The following is a 25,509-nucleotide window of genomic DNA, read 5'->3' as shown; positions in this document are numbered from 1 at the left end:
CGCTAACAAGCGGGGACGCGACGTGCCTGGCGGCGATCTCCGACCCGGCACCGGTTTCGCCGAGTCGAGCTGACGCCCGGCGGCACGCTCCTATAATTTCAGGCCTGAGCCCTAGTTGCGAGGTGGACCGATGACCGGCTTCCTGCTACGACGAGCGCTCAACTACGTGGTGTTGTTGCTGCTCGCGTCGTTCCTGACGTTCAGTCTCGCCTCGCTCACCTTCCGTCCGCTCGACAGCCTGGAGCAGCGAAATCCCCGGCCACCGCAATCGGTGATCGACGCGAAGGCCGCCGAACTGCACCTGGACGATCCGATCCCGGTGCGGTACGCGAACTGGCTGGGCGGCGTGGTCCACGGCGACTTCGGCACCACCATCACGGGTCAGCCGGTGTCGGACGAGTTGGGTCGCCGGATCCTGGTGAGCATGCGGTTGCTGATCCTCGGTTCCGTCATCGGAGCGGTACTGGGTGTGCTGATCGGCGCCGCCGGTGCGATCCGGCAGTACAAGTTCAGTGACTATTTCAGCACCGTACTGTCGCTGCTGATTCTCAGCGCGCCCGTGTTCCTCGTCGCGACACTGCTCAAATACGGCGCTCTCCAGATCAACTCGGCCACCGGCAGCCAGATCTTCCTGTACACCGGCGAGTCCTCGGCCAGCACGATCACCGGGTTCTGGCCGCAGTTCGTCGACCGCGTGCAGCATCTGGTGCTGCCGACCATCGCGCTGGCGTTGGGCAGCATCGCCGGCTACAGCCGGTATCAACGCAACGCGATGCTCGACGTTCTGGGGAGCGACTTCATCCGGACCGCGCGGGCGAAGGGGCTGACCCGGCGGGCGGCACTGCTCAAGCACGGGCTCCGGACGGCGCTGATCCCGATGGCGACACTGTTCGCCTACGGTTTCGGGGCGCTGGTCGTCGGCGCGACGTTCACCGAGACGATCTTCGGCTGGCACGGTATCGGCGAGTGGATCGTGATCGGCATCGACAATCAGGACACCAACATCGTCGTGGCGATCACGTCGTTCACCGGGCTGATCGTCCTGTTGTCGGGCCTGCTCTCGGACGTGGTGTACGCGGCGCTCGACCCGAGGGTGCGTGTCGGGTGACCGAGATCCAGATCGCGTCCACCGATGCGGCGGTGTCGGCCGTCGGCCGTCGGACCCTGCTGTGGCGGCGGTTTCTCCGGAACAAGCCTGCCATTGCCGGGGTGTGCGTCTTGGTGCTGCTGTTCGTGGGCAGTTTCGTCGGACCGTACCTGCTCCCCTACGACTATCAGCAACTCGACTACACCGCGCTGTTGCAGCCGCCCAGCGCCGAACATCCGTTCGGCACCAACCAGATCGGCCAGGACGTCCTCGCCCAGACGTTGCGCGGGCTGCAGAAGTCGCTGATCATCGGGATCTGCGTCGCGATCTTCTCCACCGCCATCGCGGCGCTCGTCGGTGCGCTGGCAGGGTATGTCGGCGGCTGGCCGGATCGGGTGATCATGTGGCTGGTCGATCTGCTGCTCGTCGTTCCCAGCTTCATCATCATCGCGGTGTTCACTCCGCGGCTGAAGTCCTCGAGCTCGATCGTCCTGCTGATCCTGCTGTTGGCAGTGTTCGGCTGGATGATCACCGCCCGGATGGTTCGGGGGATGACGCTGAGCCTGCGCGAGCGGGAATTCGTCCAGGCGGCCCGGTACATGGGGGCACCGACGCATAAGATCATCACCAGCCATATCGTCCCGAACATCGCGTCGATTCTGATCATCGACGCGACCCTGAACGTCGGTGCCGCGATCCTCGCCGAGACCGGGCTCAGCTTCCTCGGGTTCGGCGTCCAGAAGCCGGACATCTCCCTCGGGTCGCTGATCGCCGACGGCACCGAATCCGCCCTCACCTATCCGTGGCTGTTCCTGTTCTCGGGCGGCTTGCTGGTGATCACCGTGTTGTCGGCGAACCTGGTGGGCGACGGCCTGCGCGACGCGGTCGACCCCAGCTCGACGCGCGCCCGGTCCCGCAAGCGGAAGAAGAAGGCGAAGCGGTGACCAGGCAACCACTGCTCGAGATCGAGGACCTGCGGGTCAGCTTTCCCAGCGAGGAAGGCCGCATCGAGGCGGTCCGGGGCGTCAGCTACGGCGTCTCCGACGGCGAGGTGCTCGCCATCGTGGGTGAGTCGGGCTCGGGCAAGTCGGTGGCGTCCCTCGCCGTGATGGGTCTGCTGCCCGAGCACGCGCGCGTCACCGGTTCCATCCGGTTGCAGGGCCGCGAGTTGCTGGGCATGGGAGACCGGGAGCTGTCGGCGCTGCGCGGGAAGACGGTCAGCATGGTGTTCCAGGACCCGCTGTCCGCATTGACGCCGGTGTACCGGGTCGGTGACCAGATCGCCGAGGCGCTGCTCGTCCACGGCCGGGCGAGCAGCAAGAAGGACGCCGCGCAGCGCGCTGTCGACCTGCTCGACCTGGTCGGGATACCCGATCCGGCGGTGCGCGCCAGGGCCTTTCCCCACGAGTTCTCCGGCGGCATGCGCCAGCGCGTCGTGATCGCCATCGCCATCGCCAACGACCCCGCGCTGATCATCTGCGACGAACCGACCACCGCCCTCGACGTGACCGTGCAGGCGCAGATCCTGAACCTGCTGCGCAAGGCTCGCGACCTCACCGGCGCCGGCGTCGTGATGATCACCCACGACATGGGCATCGCCGCGACGCTGGCCGACCGTGTGGTGGTGATGTACGCGGGCCGCGTGGTGGAGTCCGCGCCGGTACGCGAGCTGTTCGCCGAGCCCCGAATGCCCTACACCGCAGGGCTACTCGTGTCTGTACCGCGGATGGATGCGCCGATCCGGAGCCGCCTGGTCTCGATCGCCGGTGCCCCGCCCGCGCTGCATTCGCTGCCACCGGGCTGCACGTTCGCGCCGCGCTGCCCGCTCGCGGTCGACGCCTGCCTGCTCGCCGAGCCGGAACTCGTCTCGACCGGGCGTGGCCATCATGCGGCGTGCATCCGCGTCGGCGAGATGGGCACCCGCGACCTCTTCACGGCATATCGGCGGGACCAGCCGGCCCCCACCCCCACCGCGGAGACGGTCCCCGAGCACCGGGTGGTACTGCAGGTGGCCGATCTCGTGAAGACGTATCCGATCACCAGCGGCCTGGTGTTCCGCCGCAAGCGGGGCGAGATCCGGGCGGTCGACGGCATCAGCTTCGACATCCGCGCCGGCCGCACGCTGGCGCTGGTGGGCGAATCCGGCTCCGGCAAATCGACCACGTTGACGCAGGTCCTCGACCTGGCCGCGCCGGAATCCGGCTCGATCGAGGTGCTCGGTGCCGACGTCGCAGCGCTGAGCCCACACGAGAAGCGCGCGATCCGGCGCAAGATGGCGGTCGTCTTCCAGGATCCGACGGCGTCCCTGGACCCCCGCCTGCCGGTGTTCGACGTCCTCGCCGAGCCGCTCCGACTGGACGGCCGCAAGCGCGAAGAGGTCGGCCGCCGGGTACCGGAGTTGCTCGACCTCGTCGGATTGCGACGCGAGCACGCCGACCGCTATCCGGCGGATTTCTCGGGCGGCCAGAAGCAGCGGATCAGCATCGCCCGGGCGCTCGCCCTGGATCCGGAACTGCTGATCCTGGACGAGCCGGTGTCGTCGCTCGACGTCTCGATCCAGGCCGGGGTGCTCAACCTCCTGCGCGATCTCCAGGAGCAGCGGGGCATGTCGTACCTGTTCGTCTCCCACGACCTGTCGGTGGTCCGCAACATCGCGCACGACGTCGCGGTGATGTACCGGGGCAGAATCGTCGAGTCGGGGCCGGCGCAAGAGATCTTCGAGGATCCGCAGCACGAGTACACCCGGGCACTGCTCGAGGCAATTCCCGTTCCGGATCCGACGTATTTGGCACACTAGCCTCAGCGAACTTCGAGGAAGGGCACCCCATGAGGATTCGATCGGCGCGCACCCGCCTCGCGGTATCGTTCCTGGCCGTCGGCCTGATTGTCGGTGGCTGCGGGGGTTCGGACACCGGGGGTGTCGACGCCGGCTCCGGGTCGATCGGCACCACCAACGACATCAATCCGCACGATCCGAGCGAGCTGCGCGACGGCGGAAATCTGCGGTTGGCGTTGTCGGGTTTCCCCCCGAACTTCAACGCCCTGTCCAACGACGGCAACGACTCCGAGATCGCCGGCATGCTGAAGCCGATGTTGCCGCGGGCGTTCAGCACCGACGCGTCCGGGGCGCTGTCGGTCAATCACGACTACTTCACCGACGTGGCGCTCACCGGCACGGACCCCCAACAGGTCACGTACACGATCGACCCGAAGGCGGTGTGGTCCGACGGCACCCCGATCACGTGGGCGGACATCCAGTCCCAGGCCGCGGCGCTGAGCGGGACGAACAAGGAATTCCTGATCGCGAACACGTCCGGGTTCGAGCGGGTCGACCGGGTCGAGCGCGGCGTCGACGACCGTCAGGCGGTGATCACGTTCGCCGAGCCGTACGCCGAATGGCGGGGCCAGTTCGCGGGTAACTCGATGCTCTACCCGAAGTCGGTGACCGCGTCCCCCGAGGCCTTCAACGCGAGTCTGCGCGACGGGATCACGCTGACGTCGGGTCCGTTCCGCATCGAGTCGATCGACAAGGCGCAGAACCGGATCACGCTGGGCCGCGACCCCGCGTGGTGGGGTGACACGCCGAAACTCGACACCATCACCTACAGCGTGCTCGACGACTCGGCCCGCATTCCGGCGTTGCAGAACAACGAAATCGACGCGTCGGGGCTGGCCACCATCGACGAAGTGAAGACGGCGCAGGGCTCGGCCGGCATCGCGATCCGCCGGGCACCGGGAAACCAGTTCTCGCACATCACGTTCAATGGAGCGGAGGGTTCCATCCTCGCCGATCCGGAACTGCGGGTGGCACTCTCGAAGGGCATCGACCGGCAGGGCATCGCGACCGCGATTCAGAACGGTCTGGTCGACGATCCGCAGCCGCTGAACAATCACGTGTATCTCAACGGTCAGCAGGGCTATCAGGACAACAGCGCACCGGTCGCCTATGACCCCGAGGAGGCGGCGCGGCGGCTCGACGAACTCGGGTGGAAACTCAACGGCGAGTTCCGCGAGAAGGACGGCCGCAGACTCGAGATCCGCGACGTGATGTACCAGTCGACCACGTGGGTCCAGATCGCGCAGATCCTTCAGCAGAACCTCGCGCAGATCGGCGCCAAGCTGAACATCGACACCCGTGGCGGTACCGGATTCTTCACCGATGTGATTCAGCCGGGCGACTTCGACATCGCCCAATTCTCCTGGGTGGGTGATCCGTTCCCGCTCAGCGGCCTGCCACAAATCTACGCGTACAACCCCGACGACCTGCAGGGCAACTACGGCCGGATCGGTTCGCCCGAACTGAACGCGCTGATCGAGCGGACGATCTCGGAACTCGATCCGGACAAGGCGGTCGAACTCGCGAACGAGGTGGACACGGCGGTGTTCGAGGAGGGCTTCTCGCTGCCGCTCGTGCAGGCGCCCGGCAATGTCGCGGTGCGCGACGACCTGGCGAACTTCGGCGCCCCGGGCCTCGCGTCGTACGACTACACCACGATCGGCTTCCTGAATCAGTAGTCCCGTGGCCGTGCGCTACCCCGTCGCCGTCGGTGTGTGTGCGCTGGTGGTGTGTGGAGCGTTCGCCGTGGTCGCCGACGCCGATCAGCTCAGCGCACTGGTCGTCGTGGCGGCGACGGTGCTCGGTGTCACCGGCTACACGTGGTTCGCTGCCACCCGGACGGGGTCGGAGCCGGGTCGCCCTGCCATGGTGCACCGGGTCCGCCAGCAGAATCGGCTGACCAGCAGGTCCTGGATCGAGGTTCGCGAGGAACCGGGTTCACTGTGGATTCCGGTGTTCTTCGATCCCCTCCTGGTCACCCTGCCGACCCCGACCGCGGCGACGGTGCACGACGCGGGGCGGCGCCGTGTCGTCGTCTGGGAAGGCCGTCGACTGCTCCCCTCCGGGCGAGCGCGTCGTTCGGAGCCGGCCGGGCGGTTGATCGACAACCCGTCGCGTCCGGATCCGGACGGCCCTGTGCGCGCACGGATGGCCGCTCGGCCGGTCCGCCGGCTCGTCCTCGATGCCCAGTTCGCGGTCGCGGCGCCGTTCATCGGGGCACTGTGGGTGTACGTCGCGGGCGGGGGGCTTCCGGCGTTCGCCGGTGCGACCTGCGTCGCGGCGGCCGGTGCGGTGTGGTTGGCGGCCGTCCGCGGCTCCGACCCCAGCTGAGAGGTCAGGACATGGTGACGCCCGCGCTGACGAAGCACGGCAGCAGTCCGGCGATCTCGCTCAGCACGGGACCGAATCCCACGGCGGCGGGAACCGGGTCGTTGACGAACGCGACACCCCGGAACCCGGTGGTGAGGTTCGTGAACTGCACTACGGCGCCGTTCCACTGCGCGAGCGGCGCGGCGGTGGTGTAGCGGATCCGGTCGGGCGCGACCCGTTCCGCGTTGAACGTCAGCCACGCGCCGGGGGCGCACGTCGACATCGAGCCGGGGATGAAGGGCGCCGCCGAGACGGCCGAGGGCACTGCGAACGACAGTGCGCCGGCGACGGCGATCACTGCGCCCAACCGGCCCACCACTTGTCGAGTAGACATCGGAATTCCTTTCGGGGCGCGCCAATCCGTCTCCCCGAGTACGGCGGAACCGCGTCACTGAGTGTGAATGCCAGGTCAGAGAATTATATCCCCGCAGGTACCGTCCACCGCCAGGGTCAGGAGGGGTCGCCCACGTCCAATTCCAGACGGTCCTCCTCGAGCCGGACCACCCGGACGGTGCGCGAGTCGCCCGCCGCCGTGGTCACCTCGAGCCGCCCGCCGTCGTCGGACACCCACCTACCCTCTCGTGGTTCGTTGGCGTCTCCCCGGCCGATCGCCCAGTCGACGAACGAGCCGTCGGGCCGGAATTCGATACCGCCGCGGCCCCGCGCCCGTGGGAACTCGAAGCCGGCGGGCCGGTACACGCGGAGGCCGTCGTGGTCTTCCTCGAACGAATGCCCCCAACGGCCGGCGGCGCCCCGCGCGATCACGGCGGAGGATGCCGGGCTCACGGCGTGTCCGGTCCACAACTGCTTCCGGATCCCGTCGAGGCACGCTCCCATCCGCGCGCCCTGCCCCTGGGTGAACATCACCATCCCGGCGTCGTCCGTGTAGTCCATGTAGTCCATGAACAGGTCGCCGTGGGGGCCGTTCCCGCAACTGATGTGGGGGTATCGCGGCATTCCCACGTTCTGCCCGCCCTGATTGGGGGTGTCGCCGACCTCGTCGGAGCCCCGGCACCCGGTGCCGTCGTCGCCCCAGATGTGGAAGAGATTGAAGTAGTGGCCGATCTCGTGGGTCGCGGTGCGCCCGAGGTTGAACGGCGCCCGTGCAGTGCCCGTCGTCCCGAACGCGGTGTACGTGATCACGACGCCGTCGGTGGAGGCCGGACCGCCGGGGAACTGCGCGTAGCCGAGCAGACCACCGCCGAGCGCGCAGACCCAGATGTTCAGGTATCTCTGTGTCGGCCACGGATCGGCGCCGCCGGTATCCGCCGACTTGACGCCGTCGTTCTGGTCGAACGAATCGACTTCGGTTGCGGTTCGGGTGATTCCGTTCGTCGACCGTCCGGCCGGGTCCGTGTCGGCGAGGAAGAACTCGATTCCCACGTCGCCGACCAGATGCTCGAACGCGGACGGGACGGTGTCCACGTCGTCGTTGGTGCCCCGGAAATCCTGGTTGAGCACCGAGATCTGGCTCGCGATCTGGGCGTCGGAAAGGTTCTGCGCCGCAGTCTTCCACACGACGTGGACGACGACCGGAATCCGTGCGACGCCGCGGGCGGCGATCGACTGCAGCGATTCCAGGTCGATGGTCTGGTTCTCGATCTCCGATCGGGCGATGCGATACGACTCCGACTCGGTCAACAGCCGGCGGTGCACGTCCATCGCCCCGCATGTGCGGCGCGCCGGCAGATCGACTGCTGATTCGTTGGTACTCATGGCGTCGGGTTCCCTTCCGGTTTCAGAGAATCAGATCTTGGGGACGGATCAGTTCGCGAGGCAGGCTGCTCGTCTCGATGTGCTCGAGCGGATCGGCCGCGACGTGGGGATCGAGGACCAGACCGGTCAACTGGGCGATTCGCCGCACGGGTACCTGGAACGTGCGGTACGCGCCGTAGGAGAACGCCTCCTCCCCCTCGGCGAACTCGTCCAGCAAGGCAGCCTGGCTGAGCAGGTATCCGGTGACCGAGAGACCGCCGTCCTGCTTGACCATGGCCACCACCTTCCAGAACTGACGGGGCAGCGCCACCCCGCGATACTCGGGGTCGTCGGGTGCGAGAACGGGTCCGGTCACGACGCTGACGGCGAGATCGGCGTTGTCCGCGTTCTTCAACACGTAATCCTCCAGGCCCAGCCACAGCGTCTGACCTGCATTGAAATTGTGATGTTGCGGAGTGCAATTCGTGAAGTGGAACGTGTCGTCGTTCGCCGCCTTGGCGAGCGGTCCCCACGCCGGGTCGAGTCGGCGCACGAGGTGTCCGCGGTCGAGCGGATTGTCGCGGTACACGTCCTCCCCGGTCTGCTGATCGGCCGGAAGTCGCGGGTCGAGAATCCATCTGTCGCTGTCGCGCCGGGGGCTCTGCGACTGCGTTCCGTCGATGTTCACGGCGGTGAACAGCGCCAGCGCCCGCTCGCGGTGCATCACGACGCTGAAGTGGTGATACCGCAACTCCGGGGAGGCCACCGACGGAACCCCGGGCAGCGGAAGGGGCAGCGGCACACGCAGGAAATTCGAGTCGTACCCGCCGCGCGTGCTGTAGTTCGGGTCGATCGAGATCGCCTCGGGCGCAGCGGGTGGTCGAGCGGCGGGCGATTCGACGGAGCCGAGGCGTACGGTGATTTCGAGCGGCACCCGCACGGTCACTTCCCGTTCGCGTTCGAACGCCGGCGGGACGGTCGGTGGGGTCCGCTCGGCGGTGTGGAGTTCGTCGACGAGGCCGCGCGAGTGTGGTGGCAGGTTCTGGGCCCGCACGAATTCGAGGATCCGGCTGATCCGCACCCCCTCGTTGAGGAACCCGCCGAACTCGGTGTGCTGCGGGGCCCGCACACTCGCGTGGTGCAACGCGACCACCTCCCACTGATCGTTGTACACCGGGGAACCCGAGGATCCGGGTTCCGTGTCGGCCGAGTAGTGCAGAAACCGCTCGGGGATGTCGACGATGCGGTTCTCCCGCAAGGCGACCTGCTTCTTCTCGCCGCGGGGGTGCTGCACGATGGTCACGAACTCGCCGATGATGGCCTTGCCCTCCGCCTGGATCAGCGGGTTGAACCCGAACTGGGCGAGCGTCCCGGGTTCGGCACCGACCGCGACGAGGGCGAAGTCGCGTTCGCGGTCGGCGAGAAAGAACCGGGCCGGGTCGAGGGGAAACATCTGCACCGGGCGTGGCTTCCCATCGATACCGTCCTGGTAGTCGAACTCGATCACGCTGCTGCGGGCGGTATCCGCGTCCGGCAGCACGTGATGGTTGGTCAGGAGCAACGTTGGTGAGACGAGGAAGCCCGTGCCGTAGCCCTGCAGGGTTCCCCGTGCGTCCCGGATGTTCACACGCCCGATCGACCGGGCGGCGGCGACGCCGGCATCGAGGTACCGGGCGCCGACGAAATCGGCGGTGCCCAAGACTTTCTCGAGAAACTGATCCGGGAGGGTGTCCGACTCCCAGTCCCCTGCCGCGTAGTAGCGACCGAGCCGGTCCACCCGCTTCGCGATCCGTTCGGGAGTATCCGCCGCGGCGACGCCGCCGGGACCGTTGAGTGCGTCCACGTGTTCGCCCCGCTGCGGTGCCCGTTCGCGGGCACGCAGTTCTGCCGCATCGCGCTGTCGCTGGCGTTCCGCCTCGAACGTTCCCGCGGGCATCGCGCGCTGCGACTGTCCGTCTCCGATGTTGTCGACAATGGTCATGACTCGGTCCTCACGTGGGTCGGCGGCTCGATGCTGTGATTGCGAGCCTTCTCGTCGCGGGCACGTCGGTCATGCGTAGTCGGCTACTCGTTTCTCGGTCCGACGACGGTGTCGGCGCGTTCGTACTGTTCGACGCCGTCCCGGACGACCCGTCGAATGCGGTCGCCGTCGGCCACGAGGTCGTCGAGCAGCGGCACCGCCAGTTCCGGACGGATGGGGGTTTCCGCGAGGAGCTGGCCGAGTTCGAGTGCGTCCGAACCGAGGGCGCCGACGATGACCTGCCGCCGCGCGTAGTCCAGTGCCGCCTCGACGTCGAGTTGCCTCGCGGTGTCGCCCCGCGCCGTCGATATCGGTGTCGCCGTCTCGACCAGCAGTGCCCGGACCTCCTGCGCTGCCAGATCGCGGTCGGTGGCCCACACCAGCATGGCGGCGACCGCCACGTACAGCGCGGCGAACGTCGTGCCGTCCATCTCCGGGCGGTCGACGAGCTGCTCGCAGGCCGTCTCGGTGATCGTCCGCGGCGCGTAGACGTCCGGTTTACCGACGTCGGGGTAGTACGGGGTTTCGTGGGTGAGTGTGCCGTCGTCCTCGATGGCGCCGACCGCGAACGCGTCCGCGGTCCAGGCGGGGTAGGTCGGCTCGTCCGGGTGGTCGCCCGAGGCGATCACCAGTCTGCCGTCGCTCACCAGGCGTGCAATCACCGCATTCTGCGCATCCGAGGGCACGGCATTGCCGTAGTCCAACACCAGGATGTCGGCATCGGCGAGGGCGGCGTCTTCCATCCACCGGCAGACGTCGTGCTCGGACGGGACACCGTCGCCGAAGGCCAGCTCGCGGGGCAGGAGTTCGGCCAGTGCCGATTCGCCCTCCCCCGTCTCGCCGGCTACCACCCGCCCCGGAACCCCGTGCTTGATGGCGCACTGCGTGACAGCGACGGCGATCTCCTCGCGTCGGCCCACCGTGAACGGACCCGCGACCGCCAACCGCAACGCGCGCCGCACCGGCGACGCCGCCGCCTCTGCTTCGGGCACAGCGGTTTCGGCGCCGAAGAAGTCGGAGCCGTTCGATACCTGGGGAGCCGGTTTCGCGGCGCCGACGCCGAGTTGCCGGACGAGGACCGGCAGGTCCCGCGGGTCGAACGTGCCGTTCTGGGCGGCCAGATCCGCCAACTGCTCCCACAGTTCCAGGTGCCGCACGTCCGCGTAGAGGCGGGACAGGTCCTTCTCCGGATAGCGGGTCAGGGTCGGCAGATTGCGCCGGATCCATTGCCACACTTCGGGCCACGACAGTGCGTCGAGACGGATCGTCCGCACCTCCGAGGGGCGGAGCGGTCGCGTCAGTTCGACCAGGTCCGCGGTGGCCGCCACCGCGAGCCGCGCCTTGCTGCGCCGCTGCGTCAGCAGGACCAGCGCGTCGAGGAGGCCCGGGGCGCCGGGTGCGTCGCCGACCAGCAGGTCACCGTCGTCGATGACGATCGCAACCGGGACTTCGGTGAGGTCGCCGAGCAGTCGCTCCCACCAGTCGCCGGCGCTGAATCTGCCCGGCCGGACGGTGCGCACCCCGACGTCGCGCATCAGCTCGTCGACGAGGCGGGCCAGTTCGCGGACCGGGTCGGGTTCCGCGAGCAGCCGTTTCGCGCTGATGTACAGATGCGCGATCTGCGGGTCGAGCTCGTCGAGCACCCGGTCCAGAAGCGAGGTCTTTCCCGTCGACGGCATTCCGACGACGTGGAGCAACCGCGCCGGCGTCTGCCCGGACAGCACGTCCACCCCCTCGCGCAGCTCCGCGAGGCGGGAGATGAAACGGAGTTCGCCCTGGCGGATACCGAGGCGCAACCCGACCCGCCGGGACGGCGGCTCCGGCCGCGCCCTCGCCTCCGGGTCGATGATCGCGCCGGGCTCGCTACCCCCGACGAACAGGCACGGCACCGCCCAGTCGAGCAGCGGGTCACCGCTGTTCTCGTCGCCGTTGATCGCGAGCCGCGCCAGCCGCAACGCCTCGGCCACCGGCTGGCCGGCGGTCAGTGCCTGGTAGAAGAAGCGTGTCAGCAGGCGCTCCGTCCTGAAGGGCAGCACCGCCTGCATCCCGATCACCATCGGGCACGCATCACGCACGCAGATGTCGGCGGAAGACAGTGGTCCGGGCCAGGGATCGTCGTCGGCGGCACCGTCCGGCGCGCGGGCCGTCTCACAGCCCGCGAACACGGCCAGCCGGAGGTCCGGGAGTTGCTGCAACAGCAACGCGAATTCCTGGCTGGGCAGCAGCATCCCGCGACCGTTGCGACGCTCCAGCTTGAGCCCGTCCGGATTGGCGTGGCCGAGGTAGTGGAAGAGGTGAAAACCGCGTCTCTGCATGCCCATTCGACTGCGGAGCCGTTCAACCGACGGGCGGTCCTCGACCACCACGCGCAGCAGGCCACGGTCGATCAGCGGCTGCAGTTCCGACAGCAGGCTGCGTTTCTCGGCATACAGGTCGAACGGGGCCTCGGAATCCGAGGGACCCTCCCGCAAGGGGCTCGACATCACCAGCAGGAGGTTGAGCGGCGGCTCGATCGGTGTCTGCCGCAACGGGTAGGTGCGCGACCGTCCCGATCGCACCACGTGGACGTCGCGTGCCATGGCGAGGAACTGGTCGGGTCGTTGCGGATCCAGCAGCAACTCCCACGGCCAGGCGCACACTTCCTGCGGCGCGGCGAGGACGCGCACGAGGAGTTGGGTTCCCGTGGTCCGGGCCAACCCCCGGCTCTGCTGCAGCAGCGTGACGATGTCGGGGACTCCGAACACCAGATCCGTCAACACTTTTCCCACGTCGAGCGCATGGGTTGCGGCGTCGGTGCGCGCGTGCCGGACGGTGTCGGTCAACCACTCGGACGGTGTGTCGATCGTCCGTCCGGTGACGTCGTTCGACAGTTTCCATTCCGGGACCGGTCGCCGCACCGCGAAGACCGAACCCATTCGCGACTGCGCCGACAGCCAGACGTGGTCGCCCGCCCGGAGAACGCTGATCTCCAATGCCTCGAAACCAGGTGTAGGTCCCATGTGTCGGCGCTCCTAGACGTCCACGGACCGGGCGATCTCGTCGAGGTCGACCACACTCGCGACGTCGGTGACCGGGTGCACCCCGGGTGCGCGCACGGTGATCCGGTAGTCCTGGGCGGTCAGCCCGTCGAGGCTGGTCTGCTGCCAGCCGTCTGCGGTCGACGCCAGCGGATGTTCGCGACTCGGGCCGCCGGCGACGGGCTCGACCGTCGCGAGAAGCCGAGCGCCTCCGGCACCGGTGCGCGCACGGATCACCAACGGCTCGGCGGTCGTGACGTCGTCGACTTCCAGTGCGACCGATTCGTTCACCGCCGGAAACACGTTCGGAGGCGCGAGCGTCGCGGTGTTCAGGATTCCGCCCACATGGTCGAGCACCGGGTCGTCGTTCTGGAGGGATCCGTGCCGCTGGCTGAAGAAGGCCGCGTTCTTCCATCCCGTCATGAGCTCGTGCGGGGTGGACGACAATTTCGGAACAGTGCCGTCGCCGCCGCTCTCGTCGGGTCCGCGCACGGTCATCGTCTCGACCTTCGTCCCGGCGAGCCGGGCGGCCCACTTGGTGGGCTGGAAGTCGCCGATCACCGGCCGGATGTCGTAGCCCTCGTGTCCCGAATTCAGCCGTGCGGTGACCGTGTCGCGCAGTTCCCGGTGCAGGCGCACTGCCGCACCCATCCGGCCGGCGTCGAGACCCGTCCCCGACCAGTCGAGCTTCTTGTCGTCGAGCGCGAGCCACGACCCGTCGTCGCCCGCCATGCACCGATACGACGGCAGCAACTGGTAGGCGGACGTGAACGACCGGATCAGCGCACTGAGGTCGACGGTGAACGGACCCCAGCCCTTCCGGAACCCGTTGACGAGGAAGTCGAGCGCGTTGACCGAGCCCGAGTACGGGGTCCCGAACGTGACGAGGGTGCGGGTGTCACGCCAGCCGTCCAGGAATTCGAGGAACAGTCGAGCGACGATTCCGCCCATCGAATGGCACACCAGCACGAGCTTCGCGTCCGCGTTGCCCGACTTCTCGCGCCACCGCGCCAGCCACTCGTGGGTCCGTCGGGCCAGGGCCCGCGCTGCCACCCGGTTGTCGCGCCGCCAGTCGTAGGGGAACTCGAAATAGTTGTCGCCGGGAACCACCCCGAATCGGCGGACGACGTCGTCGCGGAATTTCGTGTACCCGTCGATCTTCCAGTCCAGCCCGGGAACGAAGTGGAAGTCCGGGACCAGGCGGGTGGCCACGACGCCGTCGCCGAGGTCGTCGACGTCCGGGTCGTCACCGTCGAGTTTCAGGCGTTTGATGTTCCCGCCCAGCGACAGCACGCCTGCCAGCGCGACGCCCGGTGTCGGTGCCCATATGTCCTTGCCGTCACGGGCGAGCACCGACCCGCCGATGCCGGGCAACAACACGACTACGTCTTTCATGGCGGCCTCCGGGATCGAACGCCCAGGAGAGGGCGGCTTCGAATCTCAGTCTTCTCTCACCCGCCGCAATACACACGAGTAGCGGACCACTCGGTTTGCAACTATTTTTGCGGGCCGCGCGGGCTCAGCTCTGCGCGAAGTTGAGGTAGGCCTTCGACGGCGTCGGCCCGCGCTGGCCCTGGTACTTGGAGCCGACGGCGGAGCTGCCGTACGGGTGTTCCGCCGCGCTCGACAGCCGGAGCAGGCACAGCTGGCCGATTTTCATGCCCGGCCACAGGGTGATGGGCAGATTCGCGACGTTGGAGAGTTCCAGCGTGATGTGCCCGTTGAAGCCTGGGTCGATGAACCCGGCCGTGGAGTGCGTCAGCAGTCCGAGGCGGCCGAGCGAGGACTTGCCCTCGAGGCGTCCCGCCAGGTCGTCGGGCAGCGAGCACACCTCGAGCGTGGAGCCGAGAACGAACTCTCCGGGGTGCAAGACGAACGGCTCACCCTCGGCCGGCTCGACCAGCGTCGTCAGCTCGTCCTGCCGCTGAGCTGGGTCGATGTGCGTGTAGCGGGTGTTGTTGAACACCCGGAACAGGCTGTCGAGGCGCACGTCCACGCTCGAGGGCTGGACCATCGAATCGTCGAACGGGTCGATGCCCAGACGTCCAGCGGAAATTTCGGCACGGAGATCGCGATCGGAGAGGAGCACACGTAGAGGTTAACGGGTGTGGATGGCCATCGAGAGCAGCAGTTCGGTGCAGGTGTCCACGAGCTCCTCCTCGGGCAGGGTCACGGTGCCGTTCAACCACGCCGTCAGGGTCTGCGCGAGGCCCCCGACCATGAAGTGCGCGGCCAGGTCGAGGCGAGGGCTCTCGGCCACCTCGTAGTAGCCGACCGTCTGCTTCGTGACCAGGCCCGCGAACAGCCGCGAACTGTCGAGGCGGCGCTGCGCCAACACCGCGCTCGACTGCGCCACCGAGAACATGAGACGGCCCTGACGTGGATCCTCGGCGACCTCCCGCACGATGTTGCTGACGCCGGCACGCACGATGTCGCGTTCACCCGGCCCGGCGTTCGACACGGCATCCAGGGTGCTGGTGGCGATCCGGTCCACCACGTGGTCGTAGACGGCGACGGTGAGCGCGTCGCGGTCGGTGAAGCTCTCGTAGAAGTAGCGGGTGGCGAGCCCGGCCTGCTTGCAGACTCCGCGGACGGTCAGGGCGTGGTCGCCGTCCGCGCTGCCCAGCAGGTCGAGTCCCGCCTCGATGAGCTGGCCGCGTCGTTCCGATTTGCGCTGGTCACGCTCCTGACCGCCATAGACGCGCCCACCGTCGCTCGTCGAGTTTCCGACGTTCGCGTTCACCGGTGCGGTAGCCATGCGCACCATCTTTCCACCGGACTCTGGACGGCGAACATATATGTGAGTACGGTCGTGTTCAGATAGCGAATCCGTGGTGGGGAGAGGGAACAAGAATGTCGACGTCACTCGAAGTACCGGACCGTCTCGACCAGGTCATGGACGGCGCCGGACTACTGGCAGGCGCTGCGAACATCATCATGCAGCTCGCCCATCCCGGGGTCGGGTACGGCGTATACGAGAGCAAGGTCGAGAGCGGCCAGCTGTTCAGGCATCCGATCAAGCGGACCCGCACCACGCTGACCTACCTCGTGGTGGCAGCCCGCGGCACCGACGAGGAGAAGGCGGCCTTCCGCACGGGCGTCAACCGCGCCCACGCAAAGGTGCGCTCCACGCCCGACAGCCCCGTGCAATACAACGCCTTCGACCCCGAACTGCAGCTGTGGGTGGCCGCCTGCATCTACCGCGGGTTCGAGGACGTCAATCGCGCCCTGCACGGCGACCTCTCCCCCGCGGCCGCCGAGTTCTTCTACAAGGAAGGCGCCACGTTCGGCACCACTCTCCAGGTGCCCCCGGAGATGTGGCCCGAAGACCGCGTCGCGTTCGAGGAGTACTGGAACAAGGCCCTCGACAAGGTGTCGATCGACGACACCATCCGCGCACACGTCCTCTCCATCGCGCGCCTCGAATTCCTGCCCGCCATCGTGTCCCGCATCTTCGGCCGGCTCAACATGTTCTTCACCAACGGCTTCCTGCCCCAGCAGTTCCGCGACGAAATGCACCTGACATGGACCGACAAGGATCAGAAGCGCTTCGACCGGACCCTCGGCACCATCGGCGCCATCAGCAGGCGCATCCCCGTCCGCATCCGGGAGTTCCCCTACAACCTGCTCATGTTCGATCTGCGACGCAGAATGAAGGCGGGCAAACCGCTCGTATGACACTCCGCGTGTGTGCCCGGGAAGTCCGGATCACCATCTGATAATGTTTCCGCCGCAGGGTGTTGGGCCTGCCTACGGGCGCCCAATATCGTGCGCGCCGATGTAGTTCAATGGCAGAACATCAGCTTCCCAAGCTGAATACGCGGGTTCGATTCCCGTCATCGGCTCCATCCATCCTACGAACGAACTCCTTTCCATCCATCCAGCTCGCGCGCGCGGCGTGGGGTGTTCGCGCACGCGGTGAGTAAGCCCGCTCCCCCGCTTCGGCGAGGTGTCTGCCGCGTCGACCAGATACGCAGCCACGGTCGCCGGGTGCGCCGGCAACGGCGGGTGGCCATGGGTGTGGCACCAGCTGCAGAAGCGGCGCCGTCCGTGGCGTAGACGCGGCGGGTGCCCACCGATTGTGACGCCTCGAGCGCCCCGGCGATGTGCGCCACCGTCTGCTCCGACAGCTCCGGAAACGCACCACCCACGATCGGGACTCGACCCTGCTGTGTGCTGGCGTTGCCTCGTTCGTCGCTAGAGGCAATCTACCGACGGCGTGGCGCGCAGTTCTCATTGGCGAGTCAGGTCTGCAGAACCGAACCGTGTCCGCACGATTGCTCAGGCAGATATGCGCCAAATAGGTTTGAAATCATACGTTTTCGAAATACCGATAACGAATACTACGTCAACTAGACTGCTGCATATGTGCATCACATGCACGATCTTTAGTTGATCTGACGCGCATCCAACGCAAACAGCGGCTCTACGGGAAACTCACACTTGCGGCCACAGGCTACTGGAGCGGAAAGTCATCGCCGTGCTCGTCCGGACAGCTGATCGAGGAACCTGTGCGCCAGCCCGTCCAACTCTAGGAGTCCGAGCCCTGTCGACGTGTTCGGCGTCGTCCTTGCCGAGCCGACCCTTCGAATGCGGGAAACGCCCGAATCCGACGAGTTCGCGGACCCTCAGTCGAGCAGTGATGTGGTTGTCCTGCCGCAGAATCGACAAGATGCTTGGCCAGTTCCGCCGACTTGGTCGTGCGAATGTTTATGCTGCCCACCGTCACCGTGCCCGACGTGGGGTCGAGCAACCTGCCGATGACGGAAGAAGGGCCGCCCGCTCCTCCGGCTCAGTTCAGCAAACTCCATCGACGGGTGATTGGTCGTCGGAGCTCATGCGCCCGCTGCCGCCAGCCCGCCTCTAGCCGGACCAGTCACGCCTGGGACTTTATGGCCGCCCATGCTCTGCGCAACACCTACCAGTACCGGATCTGGCCGTATCGGTAGGGAGCTGCGGTCTTCGTCATTACTCCCCGTTCCTGCGCAACTCCCAGGGGTGCATGCCGCGGAGACAGCAAGGCGCCCCTGCATCTGGACGCCGGACGGCTGCGGGCGCCACCATATGGTCACCTCGGCGATGCTGCCGTCAGCGTCGAGCATGATGTAGTCCATCCCGTTGACCACGGTGTCTTCGATCTGCAACCGAAAGTCCGCGGCGTGGTCCTCATCGACAACACCATCCCCAGAGCCGCGGTACGCCCGGCGTAGGCGGGACCTTGCCAGCCGGGACGGGGCCGCGTGCGAGATTCGGCGGCGAACTCAGCCGAAGTTGACGCCAAGCGAGAAGTTGTAGTTCCCGCTATAGCGGCCCACGCCTACCGATAGCAGACCCGCGCCCTCCAGCCAGTGCGCCATGCTCAGGTCGCCGGTGTCCCGCGGGCGCAGTCCGAGGCTCTCTATGAACGCTGACAGGTCCGCTTTGGCTTGCGCGTCATCGCCGGCCATGAACACATCCAGCGGACCGCCCGCGGCCAGGACGTCGCGGAAGAGGGTGTTGAACGCCTTGACGACATGGGCGCTTGCGGGTGCGGCCTTGGCGACCATGTGCGCATTGGAGGTGTCTGCTGGGACGGCCAGCCCGGTGACGCTAGGGTTGAAGGGGTTGGTGATGTCGACAAGGATCTTGCCGGCCAGCGCGTCCCCATACAGGCTGACGATCGGCACGGCGGCGTCGAACAGCACGGCGAGGATGACGATATCGCCGGCCGGGGCGTCGCCCCACGTTCCGGCCGTGGCGCCGCCGCCGAGCGCGGCGGCGACTTCCTTGGCTTTAGCCGGATCGCGGCCGAGGATCTCGACGGCGTTGCCACCCTTGACGGCCAGGGCGCCGATGGCGCTGGCCATGTTCCCTGAACCGATGATGCTGATGCTGCTCATGAGGTGCTCTCTTCCGTGGTCTCAATCGCCGACTGAGAATCAAATTCATCGATTCCCGCTAGCGTCATTGAATGGTGTGGTGGACGACTGCGCCGAGTGGGCCGCAGGGTCGCGGCAACCTCGCTGCGGAGCCGGATCCGCGAGTTCATCCAGCCCGGGGCGATCGCCCCCCTCGACGAGAGGCGCGGCTTTTTAATAATTCGAATAAGCGGACGGCAACACGGATTTCCGGAAATCGGAAGGCCGGTAAACTTCTGCGCTGGTGGCCGCCGGTTAGGGGCGCGACGTTCTGTCTGCGTACATGCCGTTGTCGCTCCTAGATCACTGTGGTGCCGCCGTCGACAACCAGCTCCATACCGTTGACGTAGCTCGAGTCGTCCGAGGCGAGGAACAACGCGACCGACGCGACCTCCTCGGGGCGGCCCATCTCTCTCCGCGGGATTACGGACTCGAACTGCGCCTTCATCTCCGCGCCCATCACCTCCTCCATCATCGGCGTCGAGATCTGGCCGGGGGTCAGCACGTTCACCCGGATCTTCCTGTCCCTCAACTCGGACACCCATACCCGTGCGTAGGCGGGAAGCACGGCCTTGCTCGCTGCATACACGCTCCACTCGGGGTAGCCCCGGAGCGACGCGTTCGACCCGGTCATGAAGATCGAGCCTCCATCGTTGAACAGCGGTAGCGCCTTCTGGACCGTGAACAGCGTGCCGCGTGCGTTCAGCGAGAAGGCAGCATCGAAGTGCTCCTCGGTGATCTCGCCGAGCCTGCCCTGCTGACCCGTCCCGGCACTTGCCCACAACACGTCGATCGCGCCTTTTTCCTGTTCGACCGTGTCGAACAAACGGTCCAGATCGTCGAGGTCGGCCGAATCGCCTTGCACGCCGGTGACATTACGACCGATAAATTCGACGGCCTGGTCCAGCGCGTCCTTCCGTCGGCCCGTGATGAAGACGTGAGCTCCTTCGGCGACGAACAACTTGGCACCGGCCAACGCCATACCACTTGTCGCGCCCGTGATCACCGCGACCTTGCCATCGAGTTTTCCCACGATTACTCCATTCATTGAATAGTTCCGATGTTATGTACACCGATCTGCGTACTTAACCTAGCGGACGGCTACGCACACAGCAAGCTATGTACACCGATTGGTACCCATGTGGGATACGCTGGAGGTATGACCGAGCTGGAGAAGGGGCCGCGAGGCCTGCGCCGCGGCAGGGGCGCACGAGAGCGCATCCTCGGCGCTTCACAACAGCTGTTCCGCGATCAAGGCATCAACTGCACCGGCATGGACCAGCTCTGTGCGGTGGCCCAGGTGTCCAAGCGCACGTTCTACCAGCACTTCACCGGCAAGGACGAGCTGATCGCCGAACACCTACGCCGATTCGATCCCGACATCCTGCCCGAAGTGTTCGACCGCACCGACCTCACGCCTCGCGAACGACTCCTTGCGGCCTTCGACATTCACGCGCCTCTGTGCCCGTTCATCGCGGCGGCTGTCGAAATCCCGGACCCGGGCCACCCGGCACGTGTGCAGGCCTGCGACTACAAGAAGGCCTTTGCTGCGCGGCTCACCGAAGCCGCGCGCGAGGCCGGAGCCGCGAACCCCGAACAGCTCGGCGAACAGCTGGCGCTGCTTGTGGACGGTGCTTCGGCCCGCAACCGAGTCCTCAACTCCGACACCTTCGCCACCGCCGCCGCCATCGCAGTCGTCCTCATCGACAACGCCGTCCCCACGGCCGCGGTTCCGCCCGGCGCAGGCGGGACCCCTGTCAGTCGGGGCGGGGCAGTATGACGGATCCGGCGGCGAACTGAGCCGAAGTTGACGCCGAGGGAAAAGTTATAAGTTTCCCGCACCAGGTGGTTCACGCCTACCGACAGCAGGCCCGCGCCACCCTCGACGAGGACAACCTCGCCGAACAGTGCAGCAACAACGGTGACGGACACCAGGGCCGGGGGGAAAGCAGTACCTCCCATCGGGTGCGGCGCATGCACGAAGGCGGGTTGATCTTCTGCGTATTCATCTTGGACAACGCCCGCAGCATCATGGTCTGCTTGCTGCCGGCTGGCCCCGCCGCCATCGAGAAGGCGGTACCCGGACACCTTCAAGACGTCTGCCGGATTCGCCGCGGTCGTGCGTCTGAGCTCGCTGGAGATGGACAGCGATGCAGGTGCAGCGGAATTGATCGCCGGACACCTCGACGTGGCCATCGGTCGCGGTAGCCGGCGGGGCGTCGGAGCCGAATACATCGTGACGGTGCCATCGGTGTCGACCAACTTGTGGCGGTGATGTACCGAAGCCTCGCTCACGCAGGACGCGAAGGCAATGTATTAGGCGTGATGGCCCCGCCCGGGGCCAACCGGGCGAGGCTATGACACGCCCGGACCACACCGGCGACCTGCACCAACTTGCGGTTACCGCACTGCCAAGGCCAGTGCCGCGCGGATGGCGTGTTCGTCCGCGTGCTTGCCCTTCTCGTTCGAGGATGGCCCGTATGGGGCCCCCACACCGGCGTGTCCGTCGACTGTTGCCAACTATCGGCCAGCGGTCCCGCGTCCACGACGCTGTATCCGATGGAGTCGATAAAATCGGTCACCGCTGCCTTGCCCGGCGCCGAATCCCCGGCTATCGGCAGGTACGAGCGGTCCGCCGCCCCCGCAGGGCGGGCGAGTGACAGCAGGTGCTTGTAGTAGTTGAACGCTTTCACGACCGTGGCATTTGGGATGTACTGGAGCAGCAGTTCGCTCGATGTGAGCGATGTGCTGACGAGCTCGGGGATGAGCCCGTCACGCTCGGGGCCATAGTTGCACGTGTCGATGATCGTCTTCCCGGCCAGTTGCGCCGCGGGCAAGTCGGGGAACGCCTCGAGGGGCACCGAGACCACGACAACGTCACCGGCCGCCGCGGCCTCCCCACTCGTCGCCGCGGACGCCCGCGGCCCAAGTCCCGCGACAGTGTCCGCGAGCGTTTCCGGACCGCGCGAGTTGCTGAGCACGACCTGGTGCCCGGCCTCGATGGCGAGCCGCGCGACGGTACTGCCGATGTTTCCGCTTCCGATGAATCCCACAGTTGTCATAGTTTCAGGACCCTTCAAGAGAGCCGTGCTTGTTATCTGCTGAATTCGATGCGCTTCGAGTCCCTGCCGTCAGCTGACGGGGAAGTAATGGCCGTTGTCCAAGTCTGCGAGCAGACCGGGCTGGGCGGGTTCCCAGCCGAGGGCCCGGCAGGTGACGAGGTTGGACGCCGGGTAGCTCTGCGTGACTATGTTCGCGAGGAACCCGAAGTATCCAGGCAGCATCAGTTCATCCACTGGAATACTCAAGGCGGGCAGGCCCAGACGGCTGCCGATGGCCTCGGCGATCTCGCGGAACGGGACGCCTCCGTCCTCGACCGCGTGCCAATATGTACCGGTCGGCCCTTTCTCCAGCGCCAAACGGAACAAGGAGGCGACGTCGAGGATGTGCACGGCGGTCCACAGGTTCGTGCCGTCTCCGGGGTAGCCGGCGACGCCCTTCTCCTTCGCGAGCGCGATCAGCATGGGAAGGAAGCCGGCACGGTCGGAAGTGCCGTGCGCGATGTTGGCGATCCGCACGACCGACGACCGAACTCCCCGCTCGGCGAGGCCTATGACGGCAGTTTCCACGACGTTGCGAGCCCGCAGGGTGCCCGTGTGCTCATCGCCGACGGGAAGGGCCGTGTCCTCCTCGGTGGCGGGGCGGCCCAGGTTTCCGGGCGAGCCGATGCTTCCCGCCGCGACCAGCGGCTTCCCGGTTCCCGCGAGCGCCTCGCCGTAGGCGAGCATGATCGGGAGCTCCGCGGCGGCCACGGCGGCGATCCCGCCGGACGGGAGCAGGTCTTGTCTGTGCGCGACGTGGATGACACCGTCGGATTCCGCGGCCGCCTCTTTGAGCCCGTCGAGATCCTCGAGGCTGCCGCGACGGACCTTCGCTCCGAGCGCGGACACCGATGCCGCAGCCGTGTCCGAACGGGCCAGGCCGGTGACCTCGTGCCCGGCGGCGATGAGCTCGGGAATGATGTGCGAACCGGAATGGCCGGTTCCGCCAGTGACGAAAACGCGCACGGTACTGCTCCTTGTGAATGATGTGGTCGAGAAGTGGTTGTGCGGGTGCGCTCAGGTGAGACGGTTGACGCCGAGTGAGAAGTCGAAGTCCCCCACGCCATTGCGGGCGAGGCTGATCATCAGCACGCCTGCCCCTTCCAGCCAGCGCGCCACCTCCAGGCCGCCGGCATCGAGCGGGCGCAGCCCGACGCTCTCGATGAACGCCGACACGCTCGCCTTGGCCTCCGCGTCGTCGCCGGCGAAGAGCACGTCCAGCGGGCCGCCCTGGGCCATGACGTGGCCGAAGACGGTGTTGAACGCCTTCACGACGTGCACGCTCGCCGGGACGGCCTTAGCGATTTCTTCTGCGCCGGAGGTGCCCTCGGGGGTGACCAGCCCGGTGGCGTCGGCGTTGGAGGTGTTGGAGATATCGATGACGACCTTGCCGGCCAGCGCGCCCCCGTACTGGGCGACGACCGGCACGGCGCTGGCGTACGGCACGGCGAGGATGACGAGGTCGCCGGCCGGGGTGGTACCGAATGTCCCGGCTGTGGCGCCGCCGCCGAGCGCGGCGGCCAATTTCTTGGCCTTGGCCGGGTCGCGGCCGATGATCTCGACAGCGTTGCCGCCGGCGAGCACCCGCTCGGCCAGAGCGCTGGCCATGGTCCCCAGACCGATAATGCTGACGCTACTCATTGGTGTTCCTGCTTTCTGGAAATAGAAAGGACGCCATGCCCACCCCGTCGTTGTCGACGGTTGTCATCGATTCCGTCGAATGACGCGATGGGCCTGGCTCGATTCATGAAGTGGGCGTTCAGGTTCCGGGCCCTGAAACCCAGTCCCGATGTCGAATTTTTCTGCCGAATTCGCTTCGGCCCCAAAAGGTACCTATCAATTAGGTACCTACTGAGGTTGTCATCGACAGGAGTGGCTGTCCAAGACCTCTTTCAGCCGCTGCGATACCCTGGAGGCATTGCCGGACCAGGAGGCTTCATGGATTTGGACCCGCGCAAACTGCGCTACTTCGTCGCCGTCGCCGACAGGCTGCACTTCGGCCGCGCCGCTGAAGAGCTGCATATCGCGCAGCCGGTGCTCAGTCGGCAGATCCGCGCGCTGGAAAAGGATCTCGGCGTCTCGCTGTTCACACGGGACAGCCACGGCGTGGCGCTGACCGACGCCGGCAAACAACTGCTGGCCGACGCGGGTCCGCTGCTCGCCTCCGCGGACGCGGTGCGCCGCCGGGTGACCGTGGCCGCCCGGGGCGACCGGCGGCTGGCGGTTGGGTTCAGGGCAGGCATCCCGGTCATCCCGGCGGCCCGGGCGTTCGCGACCCGGCATCCGGACGTTCTGGTGGACTTACAGCGGATCGAATGGGACGACCAGGCCGCGATGTTGCTCGACGGCCGCATCGACGTCGGCTTTGTGCGGCTGCCCATCGACGAGGCAGGCCTGCGTGTGACCCCGCTGTACACCGAGCCGCTCATGGTGGTGCTGCCCGCAGGCCACCGGTTGGCCGGCAAGGAGGAGGTCGCCGAGGCCGACCTGGCCGGTGAGCCGCTGGTCTGGCATGACGATCCGAGCACGCAGCCCACCAGGCGCCCGCACCCCGACTCCGGGCTCCGGGTGCGCGCCGTGGAAGAGAAGCTCGAGCACGTCGCGGCCGGCCGGGGCATCTCGTTCCTGGCCCGTTCAGCGACAATGTTCTACTCACATCCGGACATCAGCTACGTACCCATCCCGGAACTCGCGCCCGACGAGGTGTGCTTCGCGATGGCGGCATCGAACACCTCGCCGCTGGCCAACGACTTCTTCACCGCGGCGCAAGCGACCGCCGAGATCACGGCAGAATGCGGGAATTACGAATTGTGGCAGCTCGAAAACGGTGCCCTTTCGATGAAGTGATCTCGAGAAAGGGAAACGGATACATTTTTCAGCCAACCGAGAGGCGTGTTCCGGGGAGGCTTCCGGACAGTCCGAACGTGCCCGGAGACGGGCGTGAAGTCCGAGTGTTCTCTGTCATGAATAAGTTTCGTACTTATTCTCATTGTCGGTACCAATTGACCGGACGAATATTGCGGCGGTGATGCATGGCCCTGTGCGGCGCCGGGATCGCGACGACGGGACAGTACCCGAATCGGGGATGGCAGGGCCGGCATGGGGCTCATCGACGTCCTCTGCGGTGAGGGCGCGCCTCGTGCAGCACTGGTTGTCGATCGGATGGATTGGCAAGATATCTGTAGCTGTTGCAATCGCTACGCTGGCGGCACTTGCCGACCCGCAGTGACCATCACAGCTGTCTGTTGTTAGTTCTCGGCGAGATACTTCCCGCACTCGCATCGCTGGCCCGCCGCCGTTGCTTCCTGCGATCCGGATGGGAGGCCGCCGATAAACTCGGTGTTACGTCTGGTCGAATCCGTCGGGACCGATAACCCGGTTGTATGTCAGGCCGGACTTCCGCAGTTCGTAGGCATTTTCGTGCCATTCCGGGAATGAATGTGCAGGTCAGAGCGGTGCAGGGCGGCTGGAACGCTGAAATCTGTA

General features: G+C 66.8%; 20 protein-coding genes and 1 tRNA gene. 9 read left to right on the top strand and 12 right to left on the bottom strand.

Annotation, left to right across the window (positions count from 1 at the left end):
* The first annotated feature begins 130 nt into the window (after positions 1–130).
* Genes ACFVJ3_RS34085 through ACFVJ3_RS34065 form a run of 5 tightly spaced genes read left to right on the top strand, consistent with a single transcriptional unit; the run spans position 131 to position 6,254 of the window.
* On the top strand, positions 131–1,108 hold the full coding sequence (locus ACFVJ3_RS34085) for an ABC transporter permease (RefSeq protein ID WP_378456254.1): 978 nt from the start codon (positions 131–133) through the stop codon (positions 1,106–1,108).
* Complete coding sequence (locus ACFVJ3_RS34080; RefSeq protein ID WP_378456253.1) at positions 1,105–2,031, top strand: ABC transporter permease; 927 nt, start codon at positions 1,105–1,107, stop codon at positions 2,029–2,031. The genes ACFVJ3_RS34085 and ACFVJ3_RS34080 overlap by 4 nt, the downstream gene beginning before the upstream one ends.
* A complete protein-coding gene (locus tag ACFVJ3_RS34075; RefSeq protein WP_378456252.1) occupies positions 2,028–3,884 on the top strand; it encodes a dipeptide ABC transporter ATP-binding protein in 1,857 nt (618 codons plus the stop codon). The genes ACFVJ3_RS34080 and ACFVJ3_RS34075 overlap by 4 nt, the downstream gene beginning before the upstream one ends.
* Positions 3,885–3,913: 29 nt before the next feature.
* Positions 3,914–5,602, top strand: a complete 1,689-nt coding sequence (locus ACFVJ3_RS34070) for an ABC transporter family substrate-binding protein (protein WP_378456251.1) — start codon at positions 3,914–3,916, stop codon at positions 5,600–5,602.
* Positions 5,603–5,648: 46 nt separating this feature from the next.
* Positions 5,649–6,254 carry a hypothetical protein gene (locus tag ACFVJ3_RS34065; RefSeq protein ID WP_378456299.1) on the top strand — a complete coding sequence of 202 codons (606 nt, stop codon included), beginning with the start codon at positions 5,649–5,651 and terminating at the stop codon, positions 6,252–6,254.
* Between the two features lie 4 nt (positions 6,255–6,258).
* On the opposite strand, the gene ACFVJ3_RS34060 is transcribed toward ACFVJ3_RS34065, so the two are convergent.
* The 7 genes from ACFVJ3_RS34060 to ACFVJ3_RS34030 all read right to left on the bottom strand — a co-directional run bounded on the left by ACFVJ3_RS34060 (position 6,259) and on the right by ACFVJ3_RS34030 (position 15,792).
* The gene (locus ACFVJ3_RS34060) at positions 6,259–6,627 is read right to left on the bottom strand and encodes a hypothetical protein (protein ID WP_009478367.1); all 369 of its coding nucleotides are present in this window, start codon (positions 6,625–6,627) and stop codon (positions 6,259–6,261) included.
* Between the two features lie 116 nt (positions 6,628–6,743).
* On the bottom strand, positions 6,744–8,009 hold the full coding sequence (locus ACFVJ3_RS34055; RefSeq protein WP_378456250.1) for a zinc metalloprotease: 1,266 nt from the start codon (positions 8,007–8,009) through the stop codon (positions 6,744–6,746).
* A 22-nt stretch (positions 8,010–8,031) separates the two neighbouring features.
* The gene (locus tag ACFVJ3_RS34050; RefSeq protein WP_378456249.1) at positions 8,032–9,969 is read right to left on the bottom strand and encodes a DNA/RNA non-specific endonuclease; all 1,938 of its coding nucleotides are present in this window, start codon (positions 9,967–9,969) and stop codon (positions 8,032–8,034) included.
* A gap of 83 nt (positions 9,970–10,052) precedes the next feature.
* A complete protein-coding gene (locus tag ACFVJ3_RS34045) occupies positions 10,053–13,007 on the bottom strand; it encodes a CHAT domain-containing protein (protein ID WP_378456248.1) in 2,955 nt (984 codons plus the stop codon).
* 12 nt (positions 13,008–13,019) lie between these two features.
* Entirely contained in the window at positions 13,020–14,420 is a 1,401-nt protein-coding gene (locus tag ACFVJ3_RS34040) for a hypothetical protein (RefSeq protein WP_378456247.1), read from the bottom strand.
* A 124-nt stretch (positions 14,421–14,544) separates the two neighbouring features.
* Positions 14,545–15,114 carry a dCTP deaminase gene (gene dcd, locus ACFVJ3_RS34035; protein ID WP_005238072.1) on the bottom strand — a complete coding sequence of 190 codons (570 nt, stop codon included), beginning with the start codon at positions 15,112–15,114 and terminating at the stop codon, positions 14,545–14,547.
* Between the two features lie 9 nt (positions 15,115–15,123).
* A complete protein-coding gene (locus tag ACFVJ3_RS34030; RefSeq protein ID WP_378456246.1) occupies positions 15,124–15,792 on the bottom strand; it encodes a TetR/AcrR family transcriptional regulator in 669 nt (222 codons plus the stop codon).
* An 86-nt stretch (positions 15,793–15,878) separates the two neighbouring features.
* On the opposite strand from ACFVJ3_RS34030, the gene ACFVJ3_RS34025 reads away from it, so the two are divergent.
* Both ACFVJ3_RS34025 and ACFVJ3_RS34020 read left to right on the top strand, forming a co-directional pair.
* A complete protein-coding gene (locus ACFVJ3_RS34025; protein ID WP_378456245.1) occupies positions 15,879–16,703 on the top strand; it encodes an oxygenase MpaB family protein in 825 nt (274 codons plus the stop codon).
* A 96-nt stretch (positions 16,704–16,799) separates the two neighbouring features.
* Positions 16,800–16,873, top strand: a tRNA-Gly gene (locus tag ACFVJ3_RS34020).
* A gap of 1,413 nt (positions 16,874–18,286) precedes the next feature.
* Here ACFVJ3_RS34020 and ACFVJ3_RS34015 read toward each other — a convergent pair.
* Positions 18,287–18,904, bottom strand: a complete 618-nt coding sequence (locus ACFVJ3_RS34015) for an NADPH-dependent F420 reductase (protein ID WP_378456244.1) — start codon at positions 18,902–18,904, stop codon at positions 18,287–18,289.
* A gap of 316 nt (positions 18,905–19,220) precedes the next feature.
* A complete protein-coding gene (locus ACFVJ3_RS34010; RefSeq protein WP_378456243.1) occupies positions 19,221–19,955 on the bottom strand; it encodes an SDR family NAD(P)-dependent oxidoreductase in 735 nt (244 codons plus the stop codon).
* A 126-nt stretch (positions 19,956–20,081) separates the two neighbouring features.
* On the opposite strand from ACFVJ3_RS34010, the gene ACFVJ3_RS34005 reads away from it, so the two are divergent.
* Entirely contained in the window at positions 20,082–20,702 is a 621-nt protein-coding gene (locus ACFVJ3_RS34005; protein WP_378456242.1) for a TetR/AcrR family transcriptional regulator, read from the top strand.
* A gap of 511 nt (positions 20,703–21,213) precedes the next feature.
* On the opposite strand, the gene ACFVJ3_RS34000 is transcribed toward ACFVJ3_RS34005, so the two are convergent.
* The 3 genes from ACFVJ3_RS34000 to ACFVJ3_RS33990 all read right to left on the bottom strand — a co-directional run bounded on the left by ACFVJ3_RS34000 (position 21,214) and on the right by ACFVJ3_RS33990 (position 23,664).
* Positions 21,214–21,984: an NADPH-dependent F420 reductase gene (locus ACFVJ3_RS34000; protein ID WP_378456241.1), complete on the bottom strand. Its 771-nt coding sequence runs from the start codon at positions 21,982–21,984 to the stop codon at positions 21,214–21,216.
* A 69-nt stretch (positions 21,985–22,053) separates the two neighbouring features.
* Positions 22,054–22,989: an SDR family oxidoreductase gene (locus ACFVJ3_RS33995; RefSeq protein WP_378456240.1), complete on the bottom strand. Its 936-nt coding sequence runs from the start codon at positions 22,987–22,989 to the stop codon at positions 22,054–22,056.
* A 51-nt stretch (positions 22,990–23,040) separates the two neighbouring features.
* Positions 23,041–23,664, bottom strand: a complete 624-nt coding sequence (locus ACFVJ3_RS33990; RefSeq protein WP_378456239.1) for an NADPH-dependent F420 reductase — start codon at positions 23,662–23,664, stop codon at positions 23,041–23,043.
* A 297-nt stretch (positions 23,665–23,961) separates the two neighbouring features.
* Here ACFVJ3_RS33990 and ACFVJ3_RS33985 point away from each other — a divergent pair, with 297 nt between their 5' ends.
* On the top strand, positions 23,962–24,870 hold the full coding sequence (locus ACFVJ3_RS33985) for a LysR family transcriptional regulator (protein WP_378456238.1): 909 nt from the start codon (positions 23,962–23,964) through the stop codon (positions 24,868–24,870).
* The last annotated feature ends 639 nt before the right edge of the window (positions 24,871–25,509 follow it).

This window comes from Rhodococcus sp. NPDC127593 (assembly GCF_042671975.1).
Lineage (GTDB): Bacteria > Actinomycetota > Actinomycetes > Mycobacteriales > Mycobacteriaceae > Rhodococcus_F.
The sequence above is the reverse complement of the archived record's forward strand: the minus strand, read 5'-3'. Positions and strand labels throughout refer to the sequence as shown.